Below are 21318 nucleotides of genomic sequence, written 5' to 3' on the forward strand. Positions count from 1 at the left end.
ATCTATATCGGCTGGGAGGGCCTCATCGCGGGCAAGTCCGGCTCCCACAGGAGACCGCGATCCACTGTGGGAGCGGGCTTGCCCGCGATGCGCGAAGCGCAAGGGTTTTACTTTTTCAGGTCTTCGGCACCCTGCAACGGTTCATCACCCAGCAGCAAGTCCTTGTCGTGGCTGACCTCTTCTTCTTCGAACAGGCGCCAGGTCTTGTCGCCCTCCACGCCGAGCAATTCCACGAAGCGCCGGCCCTCTACCTTGTCGGTCACCTGGCCGATGTAGCGGCCGGGTTCGCTGTCGCTGCGGGTCAGGTTGATCTTGCGATCCTTCTGCGGCTGGGTCGGGGAAATCAGGTTCAGTTCCAGAGTGTTCGGGTTGCTGTAGCCCGTCAGTTGCAACTCGACTTCACCGGTCAACTCGTCCAAGTGCAATTTGCCGCGCAGTTGCAGGGTCTGGGCCAGCCGCTCACGGTCCAGGGAGCGGTTGATGCCTTTGCCGGCCTCGTAGTAGTTGTCGTTGACCAGGTTGTCCGGGTTCTTCACCGCAATGGTCACCATTGACAGGGTCAAGGTCACCGAGCAGGCCAGGATCCCAATGATGATCCAGGGCCAGAGGTGCTTGTACCAAGGGCTTGCGGCAGTAGCTGCGGGCATTGTTGTGCTCTCTGTTATTAGCGGACTTGTGGGCCGATGAATCGGCTCTTGGCTTCAATGTGGACGCTGTCGTCGTCGGCATCCTTGAGGATGAATTTCACCTCGTTGGTGCTCGATGGCAGTTGCTCAGGGGCGCTGGACAGCTCTACCGGCATCGTGAAGATCTCCCCGGCGGCGACCTTGATCTCGCGTCGGCCTTGCAGCTTGAGATCCGGCAGGCCCGAGGCATCGAGCACGTAAGTGTGGTCGCGCTGGTCCTTGTTCATGATTTTCAGGCTGTAGACGTTTTCGATGCGGCCTTCGGCGTTTTCGCGGTAGAGCACGCGGTCTTTGCTGACGTCGAAGCCCACCAGCGAGCGCATGAAAAATGCACCGGCCAACAGGCCGATCATCGCCAGCAGCACCAAGGCATAACCGATCAGGCGCGGGCGCAACTTATGGGTTTTCTGCCCGGACAGGTTGTGCTCGGTGGTGTAGCTGATCAGGCCGCGCGGGTAGTCCATTTTGTCCATGATGTTGTCGCAGGCGTCGATACACGCGGCGCAACCGATGCACTCGATTTGCAGGCCGTCACGGATGTCGATGCCGGTGGGGCACACCTGCACGCACATCGTGCAGTCAATGCAATCGCCCAACCCCTGGGCCTTGTAGTCGATGCCTTTTTTGCGCGGGCCACGCACTTCGCCACGGCGCGGGTCGTAGGAAACAATCAGGGTGTCTTTGTCGAACATCACGCTCTGGAAACGCGCATACGGGCACATGTAGATGCACACCTGCTCACGCAGCCAACCGGCGTTACCGTAGGTGGCCAGGGTGAAGAACCCGACCCAGAAATACGACCAGCCATCGGCCTGGCCGGTGAAGAAGTCGAACACCAGCTCGCGGATGGGCGAGAAGTAGCCGACGAAGGTCATGCCGGTGACAAAGCCAATCAGCAGCCACAGCGTGTGCTTGCTGAACTTGCGCAGGAATTTGTTCGCGCCCATGGGCGCCTTGTCGAGCTTGATGCGCTGGTTGCGGTCGCCTTCGGTGACCTTTTCGCACCACATGAAGATCCATGTCCATACGCTTTGCGGGCAGGTATAGCCGCACCACACACGCCCGGCATACACGGTGATAAAGAACAGGCCGAACGCCGCCACAATAAGAATGCCCGAGAGCAGGATGAAATCCTGAGGCCAGAAAGTGGCGCCAAAAATGAAGAATTTGCGTTCCGGCAGGTTCCACCAGACGGCCTGGTGGCCACCCCAGTTCAGCCACACGGTGCCGAAGTACAACAAGAACAGAGCAGCGCCACCGACCATGCGCAAGTTGCGGAACAGGCCGGTAAAGGCGCGGGTGTAGATTTTCTCGCGCGAGGCGTAGAGGTCGACAGTGCTGCTGGCGTTTTTGGCAGGCGGGGTAACGTCATGTACCGGTATCTGGTTGCTCATCATTGCATCCCACGGCGGTGGAGATTTGCCTCGGCCAGTACGTGCCAACCGTGGTCAAATTGGGGGTGTTGCAGTGGCGTAATGATACGCCTCTAGTACAGCTGAACAGGTGCGACCTTTGGTCGCGTTGGGGGAAATCAATTGATGGTGTACGTGATCTGGATCAATTGACTTGTGAAGTATGGCCGGTTTTTGCCGCTAGGCAGGTCATTCGTCCCATGGATTGATCAGAGGCACACCGCTGGACATGAAGTCACTGACGTTGCGCGTCACCACGGTGAGCCCGTGCACCAGAGCCGTTGCGGCAATCAACGCGTCACTCTCGTTGGACTGGTCCGGCACATGCAGATGGGCACAACGCAGCGCAACGGCGGCATCAACCGGCAGTATCCTGGCATCGAACGCTGGCATCACGTGGAGTTTGAGCCATGTTCGTAACACTTTCCCCTGAACCGGGTCTCGGCGTTCCATGCGCAGTACACCGGTTTCCAATTCCTTCAGCGTAATTGCCGAGATGAACATGCGCGGAGCGATAACACTTTTTGCCCAGGCTACTACTCTAGCGTCGGCCTTGGGTTTGCGAAGTTCGGAGATTACGTTGGTGTCGAGTAGATACATCAAGAGAGGTCCACAGGTCGGTGGGTGATCACGGCGCGTTCGGTTTCGAAGTCGATTTCGGCCGCTTCCGGCATCACCAACAGGTCAACGATGTCGACGTTCAAACCTGTCAGTTTCTGGTAGTCCTCAATGCTTAGCAGTACATGGGCAGGCTTGCCGCGATCGGTGATAAAAACCGGACCTTTACTGGCGGCTTTTTTGGCACCACTTGTGTCTTGATTGAATTCACGGCTGGAAATGGTAGTGATGGTCATGGGGTATTCCCCTTCGGCAAATTTAATGTAGTAACGTTACTACTTTGCGTCGGCGCGCAGCAAGTGCAAGGTTCCGAATGGTCATGCGCTGCAATCGCCCCAGCCCGGCAGAAAACCAGCCCGGCATAAAAAAAGCCCCGCACTGCGGGGCTTTGTCGTTTGCCGAGAGCTTACTGCTCCTCAGCCTGCTTATCCCCATGGGACAGGCTGTAAACATACGCTGCCAGCAAGTGCACCTTGTCATTGCCTTGCAGCAACTCCTGCGCCGGCATCTGGCCCTGACGGCCATAACGAATGGTCTGCTGCAATTGCGCGAAGCTTGAGCCGTAGATGAATGCACCCGGGTGGGTCAGGTCCGGCGCGCCCATTGCTGGCGTGCCTTTACCGGCCGGGCCGTGGCAGGCCACGCAGTTGGCGGCGAACAGTTTCGCGCCGTTGGCCACGTCGGCCTTGGCGCCTTCCGGCAGTTTGCGGCCATCGAGGTTAGTCACCACAAAGCCCGCCACGTCGGCCACGCCTTGTTCGCCAATGACATCGGCCCAGGCCGGCATCACCGCATGGCGGCCTTTCATGATGGTTTCCTTGATGGTGGCTGGTTCGCCGCCCCAGCGCCAGTCGGCGTCGGTCAGGTTAGGGAAGCCGTAGGCGCCCTTGGCGTCGGAGCCGTGGCACACCGAGCAGTTGGAGGCGAACAGGCGGCCACCCATCTTCAAGGCTTGCGGGTCTTTGGCGACGTCTTCAATCGGCATTGCAGCGAATTTGGCGAAGATCGGGCCGAACTTGGCGTCCGATTTGGCCATTTCCTTTTCCCATTCGTGCACGCCGGTCCAGCCGGTCTGGCCGTTGGCGAAAGGGGTTTGCTTGTCGTTGTCGAGGTAGTTATAGCCCGGCAGCAGGCCTTTCCAGTTGCCAAGGCCGGGGTACAGCGCCAGGTAGCCGAGGGCGAAGATGATGGTGCCGACAAACAGCATGAACCACCATTTGGGCAGCGGGTTGTCGTACTCCTCGATGCCGTCGAACGAGTGGCCGACGGTCTCGTCCGTCTGCTCGGTGCGCTGGCCCTTGCGGGTCGACAGCAGCAGCCAGGTCAGGGCGAAAATGGTACCCAGACTGAGGACTGTGACGTACAGACTCCAGAACGTAGTCATTCTTTGTTACTCCTAGAAGCTTGCTCGACGTGCTTGATGGCCTCGGGATCATCTGCAAAGGGCAGCATGGTCGCGTCGTCAAACTCCGACTTGCGGCGCGGGCTGAACACCCACAGCGCCAGGCCGACAAAGGCCACCATCACCACAACGGTGCCCAGGCCACGAATCATCCCGATATCCATGAAGATCACCGTTTGCTTTTGATGATGGTGCCAAGGCCTTGCAGGTAGGCCACCAGTGCGTCCATTTCGGTCTTGCCCTTCACGGCAGCGGCTGCACCGGCGATGTCTTCATCGGTGTAGGGCACGCCCAGGGTGCGCAAGACTTCGAGTTTCTTGGCGGTGTCCTTGCCGTCGAGCTTGTTTTCCACCAGGAACGGGTACGCCGGCATTTTCGACTCAGGCACCACGTTGCGCGGGTTGTACAAGTGCGCACGCTGCCAGTCATCGGAGTAACGACCACCGACACGGGCCAGGTCCGGGCCGGTCCGTTTGGAGCCCCACAGGAACGGGTGGTCCCAGACGCTTTCCCCGGCAACCGAGTAGTGGCCGTAGCGTTCGGTTTCGGCACGGAACGGACGGATCATTTGCGAATGGCAACCCACACAGCCGTTGGCGATGAACACGTCACGGCCTTCAACTTCAAGCGCTGGGCGCGGCTTCATGCCTTCTACGGGTTTGTTGGTCACGTCCTGGAAAAACAGCGGAACGATCTGGGTCAGGCCGCCGATGCTCACGGCGATGACCATGAAGAAGGCCAGCAGGCCGATGTTCTTCTCGACTACTTCATGCTTCATCAGTGAGCTCCCACAACGGCGATCTTGGTGGCGGCTTCGGCTTCTACCGGGTCGGAAGCACGCACGGTGCGCCAGACGTTGTAGGCCATGAACAGCATGCCGCTGGCAAAGAACGCACCACCGATGGCGCGGACGATGTAGCCCGGGTGGCTGGCTTGCAGCGCTTCGACGAAGGAGTAGGTGAGGGTGCCGTCATCGTTGATCGCACGCCACATCAGGCCCTGGGTGATGCCGTTGACCCACATGGAGGCGATGTAGAGCACGGTGCCGATGGTGGCCAGCCAGAAGTGGGTGTTGATCAGGCCAACGCTGTGCATCTGTGGGCGGCCGAACAGTTTGGGGATCATGTGGTACAGCGCGCCGATGGAGATCATCGCCACCCAGCCGAGCGCGCCGGCGTGTACATGGCCGATGGTCCAGTCGGTGTAGTGGGACAGGGAGTTGACCGTCTTGATCGCCATCATCGGCCCTTCGAAGGTCGACATGCCGTAGAACGCCAGCGACACCACCAGAAAACGCAGGATCGGGTCGGTGCGCAGCTTATGCCAGGCGCCCGACAGGGTCATCATGCCGTTGATCATGCCGCCCCAGCTTGGCGCCAGCAGGATGATCGACATCGCCATGCCCAGCGATTGCGCCCAATCCGGCAGTGCGGTGTAGTGCAGGTGGTGAGGACCGGCCCAGATGTACAGGGTGATCAACGCCCAGAAGTGCACGATGGACAGGCGATACGAGTAGATCGGGCGTTCGGCCTGCTTGGGTACGAAGTAGTACATCATCCCCAGGAAACCGGTGGTGAGGAAGAACCCCACGGCGTTGTGGCCATACCACCACTGAATCATCGCATCGGTCGCCCCGGCATAGGCCGAGTAGGACTTGAACCAGCTCACCGGCAGGGAAGCGTGGTTGACGATGTGCAGCATCGCCGTCACCAGGATGAAGGCACCGTAGAACCAGTTACCGACATAGATGTGCTTGGTCTTGCGCTTGACGATGGTGCCGAAGAACACCAGGGCGTAGGTCACCCAGACGATGGCGAGCAAAATCGCGATCGGCCATTCCAGCTCGGCGTATTCCTTGGTGGTGGTGTAGCCCAGCGGCAGGGTGATGATGGCGCCGAGGATTACGGCTTGCCAGCCCCAGAAGGTGAAGGCGGCGAGGCCATCGGAGATCAGTCGCGTCTGGCAGGTTCGCTGCACGACATAGTAGGAAGTGGCAAATAACGCACAACCACCGAAGGCGAAAATCACCAGGTTGGTGTGCAGCGGGCGCAGGCGGCCGAAGGTCGTCCAGGGCAAACCGAAATTCAATTCCGGCCACACCAGTTGCGAGGCGATAAACACCCCGAGCCCCATGCCAAGGATCCCCCAGACCACCGTCATGATGGCGAACTGGCGGACGACCTTATAGTTATAAGCAGTCGGACTGATTGCTGTGCTCATTCTAAGGTTCCACGGTTTAGGTTTTTTATAGGTAAAATCGGCCGCAAGTATGTAGAAAGCGAGGGGCCATTGCAACGCAATGACTGACCTGTATCAATGCGTTCCGAGCCAGATTCTGCGCCCTTTCCATGTTTTACGTAGGGACAAAATCGGAAATGGAAAGCTGATCAAGTGGACAGGAATTTTCAGGGGCGCAACGAATACCGTCGCGTAGGCCAGGATTGGTCCACTGTGGGAACAAGCGTAGACCCGAAAGTGAGGAGGGGAAAGTTGGACTTGGGAAGGGTGCGACACTTGGCCGCGAGGTGAACCTGTGGCGAGGGAGCTTGCTCGCGCTGGAGTGCGTAGCGCTCCCAGGATTTTGGGGCCGCTTCGCAGCCCAGCGGGAGCAAGCTCCCTCGCCACAGTTAAGCGGGCCTCCCCTGATCAGGGGGAGGCATTCAGCAGTTACTCAGGTTGGCTTTCTGGCGTTGCGCCATCAGCGGTGTGGGACAAGCTGTACACATAGGCTGCCAGCAGGTGCACCTTGTCATTGCCTTGCAGTACATCCTGCGCCGGCATCTGCCCTTGGCGACCATGGCGGATGGTCTGCTGCAACTGGGCCAGGCTGGTGCCGTAGATGAAGCCGGCAGGCTCGGTCAGGTTCGGCGCGCCCATGGCTTCCATGCCGTGGCCTTGTGGGCCGTGGCACGCCACGCAGGTGGTGTTGAACGCGGCTTGGCCGGCTACCAGGTCGGCCGTGTTGTCAGCCGGCAATGGCAGCTTGGCCAAGTCATGACGCACATAGGCGGCGACGTTCTTCACGCCGTCCTCACCGAGGATTTCACCCCAGGCCGGCATCGCCGCATGGCGCCCGCTCATGATCGTGGCCTTGATCGCCTCAGCCGAGCCGCCCCAGCGCCAGAGGTTGTCCGCCAGATTCGGGAAACCATACGCGCCCTTGGCATCCGAGCCGTGGCACACCGCGCAGTTGGAGGCGAACAGGCGCCCACCCATTTTCAGCGCCTGCGGGTCTTTGGCCACTTCTTCCACCGGCATGGCCGAGAATTTGGCGAAGATCGGCCCGAACTTGGCATCAGCCTTGGCCATTTCCTTGTCCCATTCCTTGGTCTGGGTCCAGCCGTCTTCATAGCCCGGCAACACGCCTTTCCAGTTGCCAAGGCCCGGGTAGAGGATCAGGTAGCCGACGGCAAACACCAGGGTGCCGGCGAACAGCATGAACCACCACTGGGGCAGCGGGTTGTCGTATTCCTCGATACCGTCGAAGGCGTGGCCCATGGTCTGGTCCACGCTGCCCTTGGTCTCGCCCTTGCGGGTGCCGATCAGTAGCCAGGTCAGGCCGATCAGGCTGCCGAGGGTCAGTACGCAGATCCATGTACTCCAGAAGGTAGTCATGGGCGGGTGCTCCTTGTTGCAGGCTCTTCTTGAGCGTCGGATGGAGAAGGTTCATCGGCAAACGGGAGCAGGCGGGCCTGCTCGAAGTCCGCATTGCGCCGGTTGTTGAACACCCACAGCGACAGGCCGATAAAGGCGATGGCGACCACCAGCGTGCCAAGGCCGCGGATGGTGCCCGCATCGAATTCAAATCCCATGGCTCACCTCTTGCTCTTGATGGCAGTGCCGAGCACTTGCAGGTACGAAACCAGCGCGTCCATCTCGGTCTTGCCCTTGAGGCTGGCGACGGCGCCACTGATGTCGTCGTCGGTGTACGGCACGCCGAGGGTGCGCATCACCTTCAACTTGGTCTCGGTGTGGCTGCTGTCGACCGGGGCCGTGACCAGCCATGGGTAGGCTGGCATTTTCGACTCCGGCACCACGTTGCGCGGGTTGTACAAGTGCGCGCGGTGCCAGTCGTCCGAGTAACGTGCGCCGACGCGTGCCAGGTCCGGCCCGGTGCGCTTGGAACCCCACAGGAACGGGTGGTCCCACACGCTTTCACCGGCTACCGAGTAGTGGCCGTAGCGTTCGGTTTCGGCGCGGAACGGGCGGATCATCTGCGAGTGGCACTGCACACAGCCTTCGCGGATGTAGATGTCGCGGCCTTCAAGCTGCAGCGCGGTGTAGGGCTTCATGCCTTCCACCGGTTTGTTGGTGACGTCCTGGAAGAACAGCGGGACGATCTGGGTCAGGCCGCCGATGCTCACGGCAAGCACCATGAGCAGCATCAACAGGCCGACGTTCTTTTCAATCGTTTCGTGTTTCATCATCGACTCCTCAGGCCAGCTGCGCAGTGGTAGTGGCTTCGACAGGTTGCGCCGAACGCACGGTGCGCCAGGTGTTGTAAGCCATCAGCAACATGCCGCTGAGGAAGATCGCACCGCCCACCAGCCGCACGATGAAGCCAGGGTGGCTGGCCACCAGGGTTTCGACGAAGGAGTAGGTCAAGGTGCCGTCTTCGTTGACCGCACGCCACATCAGGCCCTGGGCGATGCCGTTGACCCACATCGAAGCGATGTAGAGCACGGTGCCGATGGTGGCCAGCCAGAAGTGCGCGTTGATCAGGCCGAGGCTGTACATCTGCTCGCGGCCAAAGACTTTCGGGATCATGTGGTACAGCGCGCCGATGGAAATCATCGCTACCCAACCCAGCGCCCCGGCGTGTACGTGGCCGATGGTCCAGTCGGTGTAGTGGGAGAGGGCGTTGACCGTCTTGATGGCCATCATCGGCCCTTCGAAGGTCGACATGCCGTAGAAGGCCAGGGAGACCACGAGGAAGCGCAGAATCGGGTCGCTACGCAACTTATGCCAGGCGCCCGAGAGGGTCATCATGCCGTTGATCATGCCGCCCCAGCTGGGTGCCAGCAGTACCAGTGACATCACCATGCCCAGCGACTGTGCCCAGTCCGGCAGCGCGGTGTAGTGCAAGTGGTGGGGGCCGGCCCAGATGTACAGGGTAATCAGCGCCCAGAAGTGCACGATGGACAAGCGATAGGAATACACCGGACGCTCGGCCTGTTTGGGTACGAAGTAGTACATCATCCCCAGGAAGCCTGCGGTGAGGAAAAAGCCTACCGCGTTATGCCCGTACCACCACTGCACCATCGCATCCGTCGCACCACCATAGGCCGAGTAGGACTTGGTCCAACTCACTGGCAGGGACGCGTGGTTGACGATGTGCAGAATGGCCACGGTGATGATAAACGCACCGAAGAACCAGTTGCCGACATAGATGTGCTTGGTCTTGCGCTTCATCACCGTGCCGAAGAACACCACACCGTAGGCGACCCAGACCACGGCGATAAGAATGGCGATCGGCCATTCCAGCTCGGCGTACTCCTTGGATGTGGTGTAGCCCAGTGGCAGGCTGATAGCGGCCAGCACAATCACAAGCTGCCAGCCCCAGAAGCAGAACGCGGCAATTTTCGGCGCGAACAGCTGGGTTTGGCAGGTGCGTTGCACCGAGTAAAACGAGCTGGCGAACAGTGCGCAGCCACCAAAGGCAAAGATCACCGCGTTGGTGTGCAGCGGGCGCAAACGGCCGAAGCTGGTCCAGGGTAAATCGAAGTTGAGCGCAGGCCATACCAATTGGGCGGCGAGAAAAACCCCGAGCCCCATGCCGACGATGCCCCACACCACCGTCATAATGGCGAATTGGCGGACCACCTTGTAGTTATAGGCGGTACTTAAAGTAGTGTTCATGGTTCCCCATCCACGGTTCAACCCAAGCAAATGCGGCACTTGGGCTGGAGTTATAGGCAGACTAAAAAGCGAGGCAAGCATGGGCAAAGAGCACAAGGCCAGTATTGACGGGGATCAATGGGCGCAGTGTGTACGGGAACATGGCTGGTTGTGGAATGCCGCGACGGGGTCTATCGCGCGTGCGCCGGCGACACTGATCCTGGCCCACGGCGCCGGTGCACCGATGGACTCAGCCTTCATGGGCGACATGGCTGCACGCCTTGCCGGGCATGGTGTGAACGTGTTGCGCTTCGAGTTCCCGTACATGGCTCAACGCCGCGTGGACGACGGTAAACGCCCGCCGAACCCGGCGCCGAAACTGCTCGAATGCTGGCGCGAGGTGTATGCCGAGGTGCGACGTCATGTCGCTGGGAAGCTGGCGGTTGGCGGCAAGTCCATGGGGGGGCGCATGGCCAGTTTGTTGGCCGATGAGCTGGGGGCTGACGCGCTGGTGTGTTTGGGTTATCCGTTTTATGCGGTGGGCAAGCCGGAAAAACCTCGAGTCGAACATCTGGCCGGGTTGAAGACGCCGACTTTGATTGTGCAGGGCGAGCGCGATGCGCTGGGTAACCGGGCGGCGGTGGAAGGGTATGCGTTATCGCCAAGCATCGAAGTGATGTGGCTGGTGGCGGGGGATCATGATTTGAAGCCGTTGAAGGCTTCGGGGTTTGGTCATGAGCAGCATTTGGAGGCGGCTGCGGTGAAGGTGGCTGGGTTTTTGGGCGCCTGTTAGGGCCCCATCGCAGGCAAGCCAGCTCCCACATTTTGAATTGTGAATACCTTCAAATGTGGGAGCTGGCTTGCCTGCGATAGCGATTTACCGGTTAAAACGCTCTACCAGCGAATACTGGGTATTGGCCGTATGCGTCAGCTCCTCACTCAACTGCGCCGAGTTCATCGCCTGTTCCGAGGTCTGGTCCGCCAACAGCGCAATCGTGCTGATGTTACGGCTGATCTCTTCGGCTACTGCGCTTTGCTCTTCGGTCGCGGCGGCAATCTGCGTCGTCATGTCGGTGATATTGGCCACCGCCTCACTGATGCCCACCAACGCCTGATCCGCCTCCATCACCCGCGCCACACCTTCTTCGGCCTGGCGATGCCCGGCGTCCATGGTTTGCACGGCCGCCGCTGCGGTGTGTTGCAGCTTGGCGATCAGCGTATGAATTTGCCCGGTGGACTCGGCAGTGCGCTGCGCCAGTTGGCGAACTTCGTCAGCCACCACCGCAAAACCTCGGCCCATCTCACCGGCGCGGGCCGCTTCGATGGCTGCGTTCAGTGCCAGCAGGTTGGTCTGGTCGGCAATGCCTTTGATCACATCGACCACACCGCCGATTTCATCGCTGTCCTTGGCCAGTTGGGTGACGGTCACACCCGTCTCGCCCACGGCCACCGACAGGCGCTGGATCGCCTCGCGGGTTTCCCCGGCGATATCGCGGCCGCGACCGGTCAGGCGATTGGCTTCCTGGGTGGCGTCCGCCGTGCGCTGTACATGGCTGGCGACTTCCTGAGTGGTCGCTGCCATCTGGTTGACCGCCGTGGCCACCTGCTCGGTTTCCACGCGTTGGCGTTCCAGGCCGCTGGAGCTGTTATGCGCCAAGGTATTGGACTGCGCAGCTTGGTCGTTCAGGTGTTCAGCCGTGTCTTGCAAGCGTGTAAGACAGGTCTTCAGCCGCGCTTCCTGGCTGAGAATCGACATCTCCAGCCGCGCCTGCGCGCCTCGGCTGTCGGTGTACATCTGCGCGATCAACGGGTCAGACGTGGTCTGCTCGGCCAAACGCAGCAAACGCTTGAGGCCGCGCTGCTGCCAGCTCAGGCCCAGCAGGCCCAGTGGCACCGACAGGCCCGCCGCCAGGGCAAAACCCCAGTGGGAATTGAGCGATGCACCAATCATAAAGCTCAGCTGGCTGACCAGGATAAACGGCAGCCAGTCCTGCAACACCGGCAGCCACTTGTCGCGCTGCGGCACGGCGGACTTGCCCTGGTTGATGCGTTGATAGAGCGCTTCGGCCCGGCGGATCTGCTCGGCGGTGGGCTTGATGCGCACCGATTCGTAGCCGATCACCTGGTTGCCGTCGAAGACTGGCGTCACATAGGCGTTAACCCAGTAGTGATCGCCGGTCTTGCAGCGGTTCTTGACGATGCCCATCCATGGCAAGCCTTGTTTGAGCGTGGACCACATGTGCGCGAACACAGCCGACGGAACATCCGGGTGACGCACCAGGTTGTGCGGCGCTCGGACCAGTTCGTCGCGGGTGAACCCACTGATTTCGACGAAAGCATCGTTGCAGTAGGTGATTACACCTTTGGCGTCTGTGGTGGAGATCAACCGTTGCTGAGCGGGGAAGGTACGTTCGCGCTGGGTAACGGGTTGGTTATTACGCATGGTTGTTCAATCCGCAAGGCTTTCAGGGGTTATCGGCGCTTGCGGGCTTTTATTTAACTTATTTTTGCAATAATCAGCCGGCCAGCATCGGGTAGGTAAACAGCCCGAAGTGAAGCAGGTTCAGCCCGAAGTGCGTGGCGATTGCCGCGCCCAACCCTCCAAAGCGATAGGCCAGGCCATAACCGACCCCGGCGATGCTTGCCAGTAATACCCAATGCCAACCTGCGCCCAGGTGCATCAAACCGAATAGCAGCGAGGCCAGCAGCAGCGCCACATTCTCGCCATAAGGCAGGTGTTTGAAGCGCTCGCTCAGGCCGCCCTGGATGTAGCCACGAAACAACGCCTCTTCAACCAGGGTCACCAGTAGCAGGTTGTTCAATACCCACAACCACGCCTGTTCCGGCCATTTGGGCGCCCAACTGATCATCCCCAGCAACATTGCGCCGCCCAACGCTGCAACGGCTGTCAGGGTCAACGCCAGCGCAGTCACGCAGATCGACAGGCGCAATGACCTGCGTGCCACGATCCAGGGGCAGGCCAGCAGCAGCCAGAAGCCGATCAACGGTTTGTCCTGGTTGAGGTACATCGAAAATGGCACCGAATCAGGCGTAAAGCGTTGAGGCGCGATCCCGCGGCCGTTGTAGAAACCTGGCAACCAATGCATCGCCAGGCCCAGCGCCAGCACGATAAACAAGCCGTGTCCGAGGTAACGCGCCCAAGGATTGCGTTGCTGGCGCACGGCGTAACCCGCAATCAGCAGCATGACTACGGAAACCGCCGCCAGCATGCCCAGTTGCCCGTAGGTCAAGGCCAGTACATAGCCAATGGAAAGAAGCAGCAGGTACAGCCAGGGCAGAGCAATCATGTGAAATCCTTGAAAAAAACTGGCCGGCATTATAGCGACCGACTTTCGTTGCAGGCATGAAAACTCTTCCACGCAAAACGCCTGGGTGAAGTGATTGCAAAATCGCTTGGCAGCTGGTTATAGTCCGCAGGTCTCAATCCCTTCAAAAAGATCAGCACATGCCAGCTTTCCAGCGCATAGCGGTAGTCGATTCAGCGGTCAACGCTGTGGTCGTGCCGTGCGCGAATAAGCAGCCTGCGCAGATCAGTCACTATCCCCCACCTGTCAGTAGCACGCCGGTGTACGCAGTCGTATCACCGCCGGGTGTTGGCATTTCGGGCTGATCAGCAAATTGCTGTTCCCGTCTGCCCGCCTGAAAAAAACCTATTGAATCTCAGCGTCTGCTGAATCGGCTTTTTTTGCCTGATGACAGGTGGTAACCATGTCTGTTCTTTCGAAACAATCCGTGGCCGCGGCGGCCTCGACGAGCCTGTTTGTCCTGCTGTGGAGCAGCGGGGCGATTTTCTCCAAGTGGGGCCTGGCCCACGCTTCACCCTTTGCCTTCTTATTGATCCGTTTTGCCATCGCCCTGGCGGGCCTGGTCATCCTGGTGCCAATTCTCAAGCTGAAACTGCCGCGCCCCGGCAAACCCATGCTGTATGCGGCGGCGACCGGCCTGGTGTTGTTGGGCGCTTATCAGATTTTCTACCTGCTGGCCCTGGACCTCAGAGTCACGCCAGGAATGATGGCCACCATCATGGGCGTGCAGCCAATCCTGACGGTGGTGCTGATGGAGCGTCAGCGCTCGTTAAGCCGGTTGTTCGGCCTTGGGCTGGGGTTGGCGGGGTTGATCATGGTGGTCTATCAGGGCATCGGGCTGTCGGGTATGTCCCTGGCCGGGATGTTGTTCGGCTTGCTGGCGCTGGCCAGCATGACGCTGGGTTCGATCATGCAAAAACGCATCACCGACAATCCGTTGGGCACACTGCCGGTGCAGTACGTGGCAGGGCTGCTGCTGTGCGCGGTGTTTGTTCCGTTCCAGCCGTTCCACTTTGAGCAAAGCGCGAGCTTTTACCTGCCGGTGCTGTGGATGGGCCTGGTGGTGTCGTTGCTGGCGACGCTGCTGCTGTATCGACTGATCGCGCGTGGCAATCTGGTGAATGTCACCAGCCTGTTTTACCTGGTGCCGGCGGTGACGGCGGTTATGGATTACCTGATCTTTGGCAATCGGCTTGCGCTGTTGAGCGTGCTGGGGATGGGGTTGATCATTGTCGGGTTGGGGTTTGTGTTTCGTAGAAGCTGAACTATGCACTGATCATTGAATGATGAGCTGACCGGAACCGGCCAAGGTGATTGCTCCATCGGAGTACGACTAAATAGCGGGTTGCACCTAACAGGTGCAATACCTTGCTGTAGAGCGTTCGGTGACCCTGTGTGGTCGACCGTCGGTCACAAGTAAGATTGCTCTTACAGGCCAATACTGTAATAATTCCGACCTTATTGTGGCCTATATCCTACGTCCCTGCAGGATATGTAGTACGCTCGTAAAGGGATATTGTGTCTATATTCGCATCGCGTAGTCTTTCTAATACTCTCCCGAATGACGTTAGCTTGGCGAGCGTTGCGGTGCTTATGTGCTCGTACAATGGTGAGACGTTTCTTGCGGAACAGCTCGACTCTATTGAGCGGCAGAGTCATCATGGCTGGAGATTATTCATCTCCGATGATGGTTCCAAAGATGGCTCACCAGCGATTTTTCAGCAGTACTGTAATCGTTGGGGCAGCGATCGTTTAAGCGTGGTGTCGGGCCCTCAGAAAGGCTTCGTGGCAAATTTCCTCTCGTTGACTTGTCGTTCTGAGATTCAGGCGGATTATTTTGCCTGGTGTGATCAGGACGATATCTGGAACGACGAGAAACTGCAGGTGGCTGTCGACTGGTTGCAAAGCCAGCCTTCGAATGTGCCAGCACTTTATTGCGGCCGCACTAAGCTGGTCGGCGATTCTGGCGCTGCGCTTGGTTTTTCTCCCCATTTCGCTCTACCTCCACATTTTTCGAATGCATTGGTCCAGAGCATTGCGGGCGGCAATACCATGGTTTTCAACCAGGCCGCGCGCGAACTCATCATCGAGGCGGGTGCGGAGGTCATTGTACCCTCCCATGATTGGTGGGCGTATCAACTCGTTACAGGCGCGGGAGGCGTCGTTCACTACGATCCCGAGCCGAGAATGCAGTACCGCCAGCATGATGAAAATCTGATTGGCAGCAACTCCAGCTGGGCAGCACGTCTGGTTCGGCTGCGGATGATCTTTCAAGGACGTTTTTACGAGTGGAACGAACAGAATATTCGAGCACTCGAAGCCATGGAGCATCGTCTTTGCGAAGAGCATCGAACGACCCTCGCACGCTTTAAAGGTGCACGGAGTCAAACGTTATTTAGACGAGTGCTGGGGTTCTGGTCCGCCGGTTTATATCGGCAGACGTTCATGGGGAACCTCGGGCTAATTTTTGCAACACTACTGAAAAAGATCTGACTCAATGACTATCTTAGTAACCGGCGGTGCGGGCTTTATCGGTGCAAACTTCGTATTGGACTGGGTAGCTCAGACAGATGAGCCGGTCATTAACCTGGATAAGCTGACGTATGCCGGCAATCTGGAGAACCTCAGCTCGATCGAGGGTGACAAGCGCCATGTGTTCGTACAGGGCGATATCGCCGATACCCAACTGGTCCAGCGCTTGCTCGCAGAGCACCAGCCGCGCGCGATCCTGAACTTCGCTGCCGAGTCGCATGTCGACCGTTCTATCCATGGCCCGGAAGACTTTATCGAGACTAACGTCGTCGGTACTTTCCGTCTGTTGGAAGCAGTGCGTACCTACTGGAAAGGTCTGGATGCCGATGCCCAGCAATCCTTCCGCTTCCTGCATGTTTCGACTGACGAAGTCTACGGCTCCCTGGCCAAGGACGATCCGGCGTTCACCGAAACTCACCAGTACGAGCCAAACAGCCCTTACTCGGCGAGCAAGGCCGCGAGCGACCATTTGGTCCGTGCCTACCACCATACCTATGGTCTGCCGGTGCTGACGACCAATTGCTCGAACAACTATGGTCCTTACCATTTCCCGGAAAAACTGATTCCGCTGATGATCGTCAACGCACTGGCCGGCAAAGCGCTGCCGGTGTACGGCGACGGTCAGCAAATTCGTGACTGGCTGTACGTAAAAGACCACTGCAGCGCCATCCGTCGCGTACTGGAAGCCGGTACTGTGGGCGAGGTCTACAACGTCGGCGGCTGGAACGAGAAGCCGAACCTGGATATCGTCCACACCGTGTGTGCCTTGCTCGACGAGCTGCGCCCTCAAGCGGAAGGCAAGCCTTATAGCGACCAGATCGCTTACGTGACCGATCGCCCAGGCCATGACCGCCGCTATGCCATCGACGCGCGCAAACTGGAGCGTGAGTTGGGCTGGAAGCCGGCTGAAACCTTCGAAACCGGTATCCGCAAGACCGTCGAGTGGTACTTGGATAACCAGGGTTGGGTCAGCAATATCCAATCCGGCTCGTACCGCGAGTGGGTTGAAAAGAACTACGCCGAGCGTACGGCATGAAGATCCTTCTGCTTGGAAAAAATGGCCAAGTGGGATGGGAACTCCAACGCAGCTTGGCCCCTTTGGGCCAAGTGCTGGCGCTCGACTCCAAAAGCCAGAACTACAGCGGCGACCTCAACGACCTGCAAGGCCTGGCCGCGACCGTGCAGCGCTTTGCGCCTGACGTAATCGTCAATGCCGCCGCCTACACCGCCGTCGACAAGGCCGAAAGCGAGCCTGCCCAGGCCCTGCGTGTGAACGCAGAAGCCCCGGCAGTGCTGGCCTCCGAAGCGCTGAAGCTGAATGCGTTGCTGGTGCACTATTCCACCGACTACGTGTTCGCCGGCACCGGCGACACGCCGTGGCTGGAAAGCGACCCGGTCGGCCCGCTGAGCGTGTACGGTTCGACCAAGCTGCAAGGCGAGCAGGCTATCCAGGCCAGCGGCTGTGCGCACCTGATCTTCCGGACCAGCTGGGTCTACGCCGCGCGCGGTAACAACTTCGCCAAGACCATGCTGCGCCTGGCCCGCGAGCGCGACAGCCTGAACGTGATTGACGACCAGTTTGGCACGCCCACCGGCGCCGACCTGCTGGCCGACATCACCGCCCACGCTATCCGCACCCTGGGTTCGAACCCGCAACTGAGCGGGGTTTATCACCTGGCAGCAGCGGGCGAAACCACCTGGCACCGCTATGCCCGTTTTGTGCTGGAACAGGCGCAAGCGGCCGGCGTGCAGCTCAAGGTCGAACCGGCCAAAGTGGGCGCGATCACCACCGCCGCGTACCCCACGCCCGCTCAGCGCCCCGGCAACTCCCGACTCAACACTCAAAAACTGCAGAATGCCTTCTCACTGCGCTTGCCTCAATGGCAGGACGGCGTGGCACGGATGCTCGTAGAAATTCTAGAGAAATGAACATGCTAAAACGTAAAGGCATTATTCTGGCCGGTGGTTCAGGCACCCGTCTGCACCCTGCAACCTTGGCGATTTCCAAGCAATTGCTGCCTGTCTACGACAAGCCGATGATCTACTACCCGCTGACCACGCTGATGCTGGCGGGGATTCGCGACATCCTGATCATCTCCACGCCGCAGGACACCCCGCGCTTCGAGCAACTGCTGGGTGATGGCAGCAAGTGGGGCTTGAGCATTTCGTATGCCGTGCAGGCTTCACCGGATGGCTTGGCGCAGGCGTTCATCATTGGCGAAGATTTCATCGGTAATGATTTGTCTGCCCTGGTGCTGGGTGACAATATTTATCACGGCCATCATTTTGATCAGTTGCTCAAAAGTGCAATGGTCCGCGAGGAAGGCGCGAGCGTCTTTGCTTATCATGTGAACGATCCGGAGCGCTATGGCGTGGTGGAGTTCGATAAGCAGGGCAAGGCAATGAGCCTGGAAGAGAAACCGCTCAAGCCGAAATCGAACTACGCGGTCACCGGGCTGTATTTCTATGATCAGCAAGTAGTTGATATTGCCAAAAGCATCAAGCCTTCGCCTCGTGGCGAGCTGGAGATCACAGACCTCAATCGCGTTTACATGGAGCGAGGCAATCTTTCTGTCGAGATTATGGGGCGGGGTTACGCCTGGCTGGACACCGGTACTCACGAGTCTCTTCTTGAAGCAAGTCACTTTATCGCCACTCTGGAGCATCGCCAGGGTCTTAAAGTTGCCTGCCCTGAAGAAATTGCGTTCCGTCAGCAATGGATCGATGCTGAGCAACTTGAACGTCTGGCGGCACCACTGGCCAAAAACGGTTACGGGCAATACCTCAAGCGGCTGTTGAGCGAGACCATTTACTAATGAAAGCAACGCCATTAGCTATCGCTGAAGTAGTGCTATTCGAACCCAAGGTATTCGGCGACGATCGGGGTTTTTTCTTCGAAAGCTTCAACCACAAACAGTTCGAAAGCGCTATCGGTCGTCCTGTGCAATTTGTCCAGGACAACCATTCGCGATCGGCAAAGGGTGTGTTACGCGGGCTGCATTATCAAATCGAACAGGCCCAAGGGAAGTTGGTGCGTGTGGTCCAAGGCGAAGTATTTGATGTGGCTGTGGATATTCGTCGTAGCTCCGCGACTTTCGGCAAATGGGTAGGGACCTATTTGTCTGGCGAGAACAAACACCAGCTATGGGTGCCGGAGGGCTTCGCGCATGGCTTTGTTGTGCTCTCTGAGACGGCGGAGTTTCTCTATAAAACCACGGAATACTACGCTCCTGAGTATGAGCGTAGTATTCGTTGGAATGATCCCGCGCTGGCTATTGATTGGCCATTTGAGGGGGATGTTATATTGGCTGCAAAGGATGCGAGTGCCAAGCTTCTTAGCGAAGCTGATGTCTTTGTATAATGACGGAAAATGCTGCTCTTCTCTTTCGTAATCGACTGAGGCCAGTCTTCTCGCGCAATGCAAGTAGATGAGTTCCTGCGCTTCCTGGCCGTTTACAGGTAATTCTGTAATAGGCCAGGCAGGAGTTAGGGGCTTGAAAACATCCGTCGTCAGTGGTTACCAGTTGAGAACAGTGCACGATGATCATCCCAATCTGCGCGACCTTCTTTAACTTGAATAAGTTGACCTGGCACTTTATATGCCGCGACTCCCATTGATACGGATTGCTCGAATTCTTTTCGAGATATAGGAATTGAGCATTTTAATACTGCCTTACCTTGGCAGTATTTTTTTAGTGGAAAGTCGCCGACGTTGAAAATAATTTTTTGACTTGAGTCGTTCAAATGTATAGCGAAGTTGAGGTCTTCCTGTGTCCCGGAAGTGAGTGTTATTTCAGCAACTTTGTGCCGATCTTCTGCATCTGAAGCGTCAAATTTTATTTTCGATATGTGTGTGCCGTCAATAAAGGTCACTTTGCCATCCACGATGTTCGGTTTCTCAATAGATAACATTGAGTAAATCATTCCTGTCGTTATAGCGGCGGTTGCAAAAGCTGGAATAATCCAATACTTATTCATGCTCAAAACCTATTTAGATGCAGGGTGGTAACTGCAATGACAAGTAACACTGCGCAGGCGATTGCCGCATAATTATAACTGGATTTGAAATTCATAGCGGTAGACGGGTGACGCCGGTCATAGGCATTCATAATGAAATGCCGGCAGGGGTCTTCGACACCTTTGTAAAGTAGGACGGAGAAAAATAAGGCGACTAGCCAAAACGCCGCGTAGCCAACGAGACCATAGAGTTTGATGCTTTCTGTATAGGGTTCAATAAACGTAATAATAATCGCATGGACTAAATAGAGTGAAAAACTGATCTCACCCAAAAAAACCATAGGTTGGGTGGACAGTAGCTTGCCGATAGGTCCTTTGCTAAGTGCGAAAACAAGAATCAGCAAACCCCAGATAAGCCAGATACCCTCGCGTTGGAAGTAGTAGCCTGCTGCGGTGCCAAATATATCGGCGATTCTCGCAGGGTTACCGGCCAACAGCATTCCTACCACGACTAAGCCGAGTGACATGAATTCGAGGTACAACCATCCGAAAGCGTTGGTCTTGAATTCATGAATGGCGGGCGTCATGAAAACTTTAGCCAGAAAAATACCGAACATAAATTCGAACGCGCGAACTAATGGATTAAAATACAGCGTCCCCAGCAGGCTGACCCCATTGTAGTCGTCAGAAGATTTTAGCTGAAGGGAGTTGCCCGCCCAAATAAACGCCGCAACGATAATCGTTGCACCGAAGAATAGCTTGGCCCAATGCTTGCTCCATAGTCCAATCAACATAGGGAATAGCAGGTAAAAGAACATCTCATTGGAGATGCTCCATGCTACTCCGTTAAAAGACAGTGCCCAAAGTTTTAAAGGAATCCAAGACTGTACGAGTGTCAGGTTTGAAATCAAACGCAGTGCGCCAGTTTCACCGCCAAAATAGACAGTGCGATCAAAATGAAATATCAGGCCGATCCAGATTATGCAGGTGACAAGGTGAAGTGGCCAGACTCGTGCAAAACGCGCCACCAGAAATCGCTTGATCGACCCGTCTTTTGAGAAGTCCCTGTAGTTGTAGGCTAATATGAACCCGCTTAGTACAAAAAAGAACGAGACGCCTTGACCCAGGGGAGCGGCTTCTGCGATCCCAAATGATCCGAAAATAGGGTGCGCGTGTGTAAGTACAATCATCGCCGCAGCGAAAAACCTCAGGGACGTCAGCGCGTCCAATTTGTGCTTAACGATCACATGTATTACCTGAAAGAGTGAGGGGGGTTATCGTATCGCTATCGACACTGAATTTAAAGGACGGCACCATATCCCAGTTCATTGAGTTGGAGGTGGGTGAGCCTGGTTGAATACTTATATAGAGAGTGCTAATTATACTGGTTGGCATACTTCTGTCTCGGATAATCTGCAGGGGGGGAAGTCCCGCAAGTTTAAGCTCGCGGGGAGTTACGTGCCTTACTCAGCGTGAGGTTTTTTGTCGATCTGGCTCAGGTACCACGCAATAGTGCTGGTCAGGCCATCTGCCAGATTGTGTTGAGC

Annotated in this window: 23 protein-coding genes; 7 read left to right on the forward strand and 16 right to left on the reverse strand. The window is 57.6% G+C overall.

The window, feature by feature from the left end; genetic code table 11:
* Positions 1-107: 107 nt before the first annotated feature.
* The 12 genes from GIW28_RS27740 to ccoN (GIW28_RS27795) all read right to left on the reverse strand — a co-directional run bounded on the left by GIW28_RS27740 (position 108) and on the right by ccoN (GIW28_RS27795) (position 9977).
* Positions 108-647, reverse strand: a complete 540-nt coding sequence (locus GIW28_RS27740; RefSeq protein ID WP_017134808.1) for a FixH family protein — start codon at positions 645-647, stop codon at positions 108-110.
* 17 nt (positions 648-664) lie between these two features.
* On the reverse strand, positions 665-2080 hold the full coding sequence (ccoG, locus tag GIW28_RS27745) for a cytochrome c oxidase accessory protein CcoG (protein WP_017134809.1): 1416 nt from the start codon (positions 2078-2080) through the stop codon (positions 665-667).
* Between the two features lie 207 nt (positions 2081-2287).
* The gene (locus GIW28_RS27750) at positions 2288-2698 is read right to left on the reverse strand and encodes a type II toxin-antitoxin system VapC family toxin (RefSeq protein WP_099548821.1); all 411 of its coding nucleotides are present in this window, start codon (positions 2696-2698) and stop codon (positions 2288-2290) included.
* On the reverse strand, positions 2698-2952 hold the full coding sequence (locus tag GIW28_RS27755; protein WP_017134811.1) for a type II toxin-antitoxin system Phd/YefM family antitoxin: 255 nt from the start codon (positions 2950-2952) through the stop codon (positions 2698-2700). Before GIW28_RS27755 ends, GIW28_RS27750 begins: the two co-directional genes overlap by 1 nt.
* 170 nt (positions 2953-3122) lie before the next feature.
* On the reverse strand, positions 3123-4100 hold the full coding sequence (gene ccoP / locus GIW28_RS27760; protein WP_017134812.1) for a cytochrome-c oxidase, cbb3-type subunit III: 978 nt from the start codon (positions 4098-4100) through the stop codon (positions 3123-3125).
* Complete coding sequence (locus GIW28_RS27765) at positions 4097-4282, reverse strand: CcoQ/FixQ family Cbb3-type cytochrome c oxidase assembly chaperone (protein WP_005790274.1); 186 nt, start codon at positions 4280-4282, stop codon at positions 4097-4099. Before GIW28_RS27765 ends, ccoP (GIW28_RS27760) begins: the two co-directional genes overlap by 4 nt.
* 5 nt (positions 4283-4287) lie before the next feature.
* Positions 4288-4896, reverse strand: a complete 609-nt coding sequence (gene ccoO / locus GIW28_RS27770; protein ID WP_053257425.1) for a cytochrome-c oxidase, cbb3-type subunit II — start codon at positions 4894-4896, stop codon at positions 4288-4290.
* On the reverse strand, positions 4896-6338 hold the full coding sequence (gene ccoN / locus GIW28_RS27775) for a cytochrome-c oxidase, cbb3-type subunit I (protein ID WP_099548822.1): 1443 nt from the start codon (positions 6336-6338) through the stop codon (positions 4896-4898). The genes ccoO (GIW28_RS27770) and ccoN (GIW28_RS27775) overlap by 1 nt, the downstream gene beginning before the upstream one ends.
* A 447-nt stretch (positions 6339-6785) precedes the next feature.
* Entirely contained in the window at positions 6786-7733 is a 948-nt protein-coding gene (gene ccoP / locus GIW28_RS27780; RefSeq protein ID WP_017134813.1) for a cytochrome-c oxidase, cbb3-type subunit III, read from the reverse strand.
* Positions 7730-7930 carry a cbb3-type cytochrome oxidase subunit 3 gene (locus GIW28_RS27785; protein ID WP_017134814.1) on the reverse strand — a complete coding sequence of 67 codons (201 nt, stop codon included), beginning with the start codon at positions 7928-7930 and terminating at the stop codon, positions 7730-7732. The genes ccoP (GIW28_RS27780) and GIW28_RS27785 overlap by 4 nt, the downstream gene beginning before the upstream one ends.
* Before the next feature lie 3 nt (positions 7931-7933).
* Complete coding sequence (ccoO, locus tag GIW28_RS27790; protein ID WP_017134815.1) at positions 7934-8542, reverse strand: cytochrome-c oxidase, cbb3-type subunit II; 609 nt, start codon at positions 8540-8542, stop codon at positions 7934-7936.
* 10 nt (positions 8543-8552) lie between these two features.
* Positions 8553-9977 (reverse strand): cytochrome-c oxidase, cbb3-type subunit I, encoded by a 1425-nt coding sequence (gene ccoN / locus GIW28_RS27795; protein ID WP_099548824.1) that lies wholly within the window; start codon positions 9975-9977, stop codon positions 8553-8555.
* 79 nt (positions 9978-10056) lie between these two features.
* Here ccoN (GIW28_RS27795) and GIW28_RS27800 point away from each other — a divergent pair, with 79 nt between their 5' ends.
* On the forward strand, positions 10057-10749 hold the full coding sequence (locus GIW28_RS27800; protein WP_099548825.1) for an alpha/beta family hydrolase: 693 nt from the start codon (positions 10057-10059) through the stop codon (positions 10747-10749).
* Positions 10750-10833: 84 nt separating this feature from the next.
* On the opposite strand, the gene GIW28_RS27805 is transcribed toward GIW28_RS27800, so the two are convergent.
* Both GIW28_RS27805 and GIW28_RS27810 read right to left on the reverse strand, forming a co-directional pair.
* The gene (locus GIW28_RS27805; protein WP_056861515.1) at positions 10834-12399 is read right to left on the reverse strand and encodes a methyl-accepting chemotaxis protein; all 1566 of its coding nucleotides are present in this window, start codon (positions 12397-12399) and stop codon (positions 10834-10836) included.
* Positions 12400-12472: 73 nt separating this feature from the next.
* Positions 12473-13264 carry a CPBP family intramembrane glutamic endopeptidase gene (locus tag GIW28_RS27810; RefSeq protein ID WP_026013506.1) on the reverse strand — a complete coding sequence of 264 codons (792 nt, stop codon included), beginning with the start codon at positions 13262-13264 and terminating at the stop codon, positions 12473-12475.
* 421 nt (positions 13265-13685) lie between these two features.
* On the opposite strand from GIW28_RS27810, the gene GIW28_RS27815 reads away from it, so the two are divergent.
* From GIW28_RS27815 to rfbC, 6 genes are all read left to right on the forward strand, one after another.
* Positions 13686-14546: a DMT family transporter gene (locus GIW28_RS27815; RefSeq protein WP_236446783.1), complete on the forward strand. Its 861-nt coding sequence runs from the start codon at positions 13686-13688 to the stop codon at positions 14544-14546.
* A gap of 254 nt (positions 14547-14800) precedes the next feature.
* The gene (locus GIW28_RS27820; RefSeq protein WP_236446780.1) at positions 14801-15775 is read left to right on the forward strand and encodes a glycosyltransferase family 2 protein; all 975 of its coding nucleotides are present in this window, start codon (positions 14801-14803) and stop codon (positions 15773-15775) included.
* A 4-nt stretch (positions 15776-15779) separates the two neighbouring features.
* On the forward strand, positions 15780-16850 hold the full coding sequence (gene rfbB / locus GIW28_RS27825; RefSeq protein ID WP_236446778.1) for a dTDP-glucose 4,6-dehydratase: 1071 nt from the start codon (positions 15780-15782) through the stop codon (positions 16848-16850).
* Complete coding sequence (gene rfbD, locus GIW28_RS27830; protein ID WP_236446776.1) at positions 16847-17743, forward strand: dTDP-4-dehydrorhamnose reductase; 897 nt, start codon at positions 16847-16849, stop codon at positions 17741-17743. The genes rfbB and rfbD overlap by 4 nt, the downstream gene beginning before the upstream one ends.
* A gap of 2 nt (positions 17744-17745) precedes the next feature.
* A complete protein-coding gene (gene rfbA, locus GIW28_RS27835; protein WP_236446785.1) occupies positions 17746-18630 on the forward strand; it encodes a glucose-1-phosphate thymidylyltransferase RfbA in 885 nt (294 codons plus the stop codon).
* Positions 18630-19175, forward strand: a complete 546-nt coding sequence (gene rfbC, locus GIW28_RS27840; protein WP_236446775.1) for a dTDP-4-dehydrorhamnose 3,5-epimerase — start codon at positions 18630-18632, stop codon at positions 19173-19175. The genes rfbA and rfbC overlap by 1 nt, the downstream gene beginning before the upstream one ends.
* Before the next feature lie 149 nt (positions 19176-19324).
* Here rfbC and GIW28_RS27845 read toward each other — a convergent pair whose 3' ends face one another.
* The gene (locus tag GIW28_RS27845; RefSeq protein WP_236446772.1) at positions 19325-19792 is read right to left on the reverse strand and encodes a hypothetical protein; all 468 of its coding nucleotides are present in this window, start codon (positions 19790-19792) and stop codon (positions 19325-19327) included.
* Between the two features lie 2 nt (positions 19793-19794).
* Positions 19795-21018: an acyltransferase family protein gene (locus tag GIW28_RS27850; protein ID WP_236446770.1), complete on the reverse strand. Its 1224-nt coding sequence runs from the start codon at positions 21016-21018 to the stop codon at positions 19795-19797.
* Positions 21019-21318 lie beyond the last annotated feature (300 nt).

This window comes from Pseudomonas sp. PA-5-4B, assembly GCF_021606215.1.
GTDB lineage: Bacteria > Pseudomonadota > Gammaproteobacteria > Pseudomonadales > Pseudomonadaceae > Aquipseudomonas > Aquipseudomonas edaphica.